Source organism: Pseudoalteromonas sp. (assembly GCF_041613455.1).
GTDB lineage: Bacteria > Pseudomonadota > Gammaproteobacteria > Enterobacterales > Alteromonadaceae > Pseudoalteromonas.
The window spans coordinates 1-2,989 of the sequence record NZ_JBFJHD010000295.1 but is presented as its reverse complement, the minus strand read 5'-3'; the positions used below and the strand labels follow the sequence as shown (position 1 = coordinate 2,989).

The following is a 2,989-nucleotide window of genomic DNA, read 5'->3' as shown; positions in this document are numbered from 1 at the left end:
GCTGAGTGTCGAAGCACAATTAAGCCCTACTGAAGTTAATGTAATGGTGGCGGAAGATACCGCTATTTTGTCGGGTAGTGCTAAGTCTAGCACACCACAACACAGCTCAGCGTCGCCCGCGGTGTATGATCCTAGTGCGATTAAAAAGCTTTTTGAAGATGCTGAAAAAGCGCAGCAAAAGCTACAGCAACGCAGCCAAGAATTGAATGATTTGATCCACTAACCATATAGTGTTATTGCAGGTAACATCGTAATAAAAAAGCCTAACAACAGCGTTGTTAGGCTTTTAAATTGCTTTAATCAGGCGCTTATTTAATCAAGCATGTTGCGTAATACATATTGCAAAATACCGCCGTGTTTGTAGTAATCCCACTCTTTAGGTGTATCAATACGTACATCGACACTAAAACTTAATTTTTTACCTTCGCTGTTAGTCGCTATTACACTGACTTCATTGGTTTTATCATACAAACCTTCAATATAAAACTGCTCTTGTCCGGTTAAACCGAGCGACTCATGACTTTCACCCTCTTTAAATTGTAGAGGGAGTACGCCCATACCAATCAGGTTAGAGCGATGTATACGTTCATAGCTTTGTGCTATTACCGCTTTAACGCCTAATAGTAGCGAGCCTTTCGCAGCCCAGTCTCGTGATGAGCCGGTACCGTATTCTTTACCGGCTAACACAACTAATGGCGTATTATTATTTTGGTACTCCATTGCTGCATCATAAATACTGGCTAACTCATCATTAGGTTGGGTGCGAGTAACCCCGCCTTCAGTACCGGGGGCCAGTAAGTTTTTAAGCCTGATATTAGCAAAGGTACCGCGCATCATTACTTCGTGATTACCCCGACGCGAGCCATAAGAGTTAAACTGTGCTTGCTCTACATTGTTAGCTTGCAAATATAAGCCTGCGGGTGAGTCTGCTTTTATCGCACCCGCAGGTGAGATATGGTCAGTGGTCACCGAATCCCCCAGTTTTGCTAAACAGCGTGCTCCCGTAATTGTCGGAATACCCGGTGGTTCAACCGTCATGCCATCAAAAAAGGGCGCTTTTTTAATGTAAGTTGATGCATCATTCCAGTCGTAAAGCTTGCCGTCTGGAATTTGAATTTTTTGCCAGCGGCTATCACCTTCATACACGTTAGCATAACTTTTTTCGAACATTTCCTTGGTTACCGTTTTCTTCACTAAGTCACTGACTTCTTTTACGCTTGGCCAAATATTTTTTAGATAAATATCGTTACCATTTTCATCTTGCGCCAATGGTTCGCTATACACATCTATATCTGTTCGTCCAGCAATGGCGTAAGCAACGACCAGTGGTGGTGATGCTAAGAAGTTCATTTTAACATCTTGGTGAATACGCCCTTCAAAGTTACGGTTACCCGATAAAATAGAGCTTACAACCAATTTGTGTTTGTGAATAGCATCTGAAATTTCAGTAGCTAATGGACCTGAGTTACCAATACAAGTGGTACAGCCATAGCCAACTAAGTTAAAACCTAAGCTTTCTAAATCCTCCATTAAACCGGCTTTTTCTAAGTAGTCGGTTACCACTTTAGAGCCAGGTGCCAGTGATGTCTTAACCCAAGGTTTTACATTAATGCCCAACTGCTTAGCTTTTTTAGCCACTAATCCAGCCGCTAAAATAACACTCGGGTTAGAGGTATTGGTACAACTGGTAATAGCGGCTATCACACATGCCCCATCGGTTAATTCAAACTCTTGGCCTTTAAATTTTACTTTTGCAGCGCCTATAAACGGTGCTTCGCTAGTGCCTTGGTCTGGGTTAGTTGCAGGACCTTCGCTTTCGATGCGTGCTTGTTCTTCATCACTACTCTCGAGTTTAGCTAAACGTTCGTTTTGAAACTCTTTTAAATGCTGGCTAATTGCTTCGCCTGCTTTATCTAGCGAAATTCTATCTTGCGGGCGCTTAGGACCGGCTAAGCTAGGCACAACATCATTTAATTTAAGTTCGAGTTTATCGGTATAATTAGCTTCATCGCCATCATTACGCCATAAGCCTTGGTGCTTTGCGTAGTCTTCAATCAGTTTAAGTTGTGTTTCATCACGGTTGGTTAAGCGTAAGTAATTAATGGTTTCGTCATCAATAGGGAAAATACCACAGGTTGCACCATACTCCGGAGCCATGTTGGCAATAGTGGCTCGATCGGCAAGTGGTAAATCGGCAAGTCCATCACCATAAAATTCTACAAATTTACCTACAACACCATGGTTACGCAGCATTTCGGTTACTGTGAGTACTAAATCGGTAGCCGTGGTTCCTTCGGGTAAGCGTCCACTTAGCTTAACGCCCACCACCTGTGGTATTAGCAAGCTAATAGGTTGTCCAAGCATAGCTGCTTCAGCTTCAATCCCCCCGACACCCCAGCCCAATATACCTAAACCGTTGATCATTGTGGTATGTGAATCGGTGCCCACTAACGTATCAGGGTAAGCAAATTTTTGCCCATTACGCTCATCATTAAACACCACGCGGCCTAAGTATTCTAAGTTTACTTGGTGCACAATACCGGTGGCAGGCGGCACGACTTTTAAGTTATCAAAGGCAGTTTGCCCCCAACGTAAAAACTCATAACGTTCTTTGTTGCGGTCGTACTCAAGCTTGGCGTTTAAATCAAATGCGCCATCATTACCATAACCATCAACTTGTACCGAGTGATCAATAACGAGCTCTGCTGGGGATAGTGGGTTTATTTTCGCTGGATCGCCGCCCAATTTCTCCATTGCATCGCGCATCGCGGCCAAATCGACAATCGCGGGTACGCCGGTAAAGTCTTGCATCACCACGCGCGCCGGTGTGAAAGCAACTTCCGTTGCTGGCTTAGCTTGCGGATCCCAATCTAATAAGGCTTGAATGTCTTGCTGTTTAATATTTTCGCCGTCTTCATTACGCAGCAGGTTTTCGAGCAGTATTTTTAATGAAAAAGGTAAGCGTTTGGCTTTATCGCCTAGCCCTTTT

At 43.7% G+C, this 2,989-nt stretch carries 1 protein-coding gene and 1 pseudogene; one reads left to right on the top strand and one right to left on the bottom strand.

What is annotated here, in order from left to right:
• Positions 1 to 223: pseudogene (locus tag ABYB02_RS16165) on the top strand (DUF4124 domain-containing protein); the annotation flags it as partial.
• A gap of 89 nt (positions 224 to 312) precedes the next feature.
• On the opposite strand, the gene acnA reads toward ABYB02_RS16165, so the two are convergent.
• Positions 313 to 2,989 (bottom strand): aconitate hydratase AcnA (gene acnA / locus ABYB02_RS16160; RefSeq protein ID WP_372763406.1); only part of this gene is annotated, 2,677 nt, incomplete at its 5' end.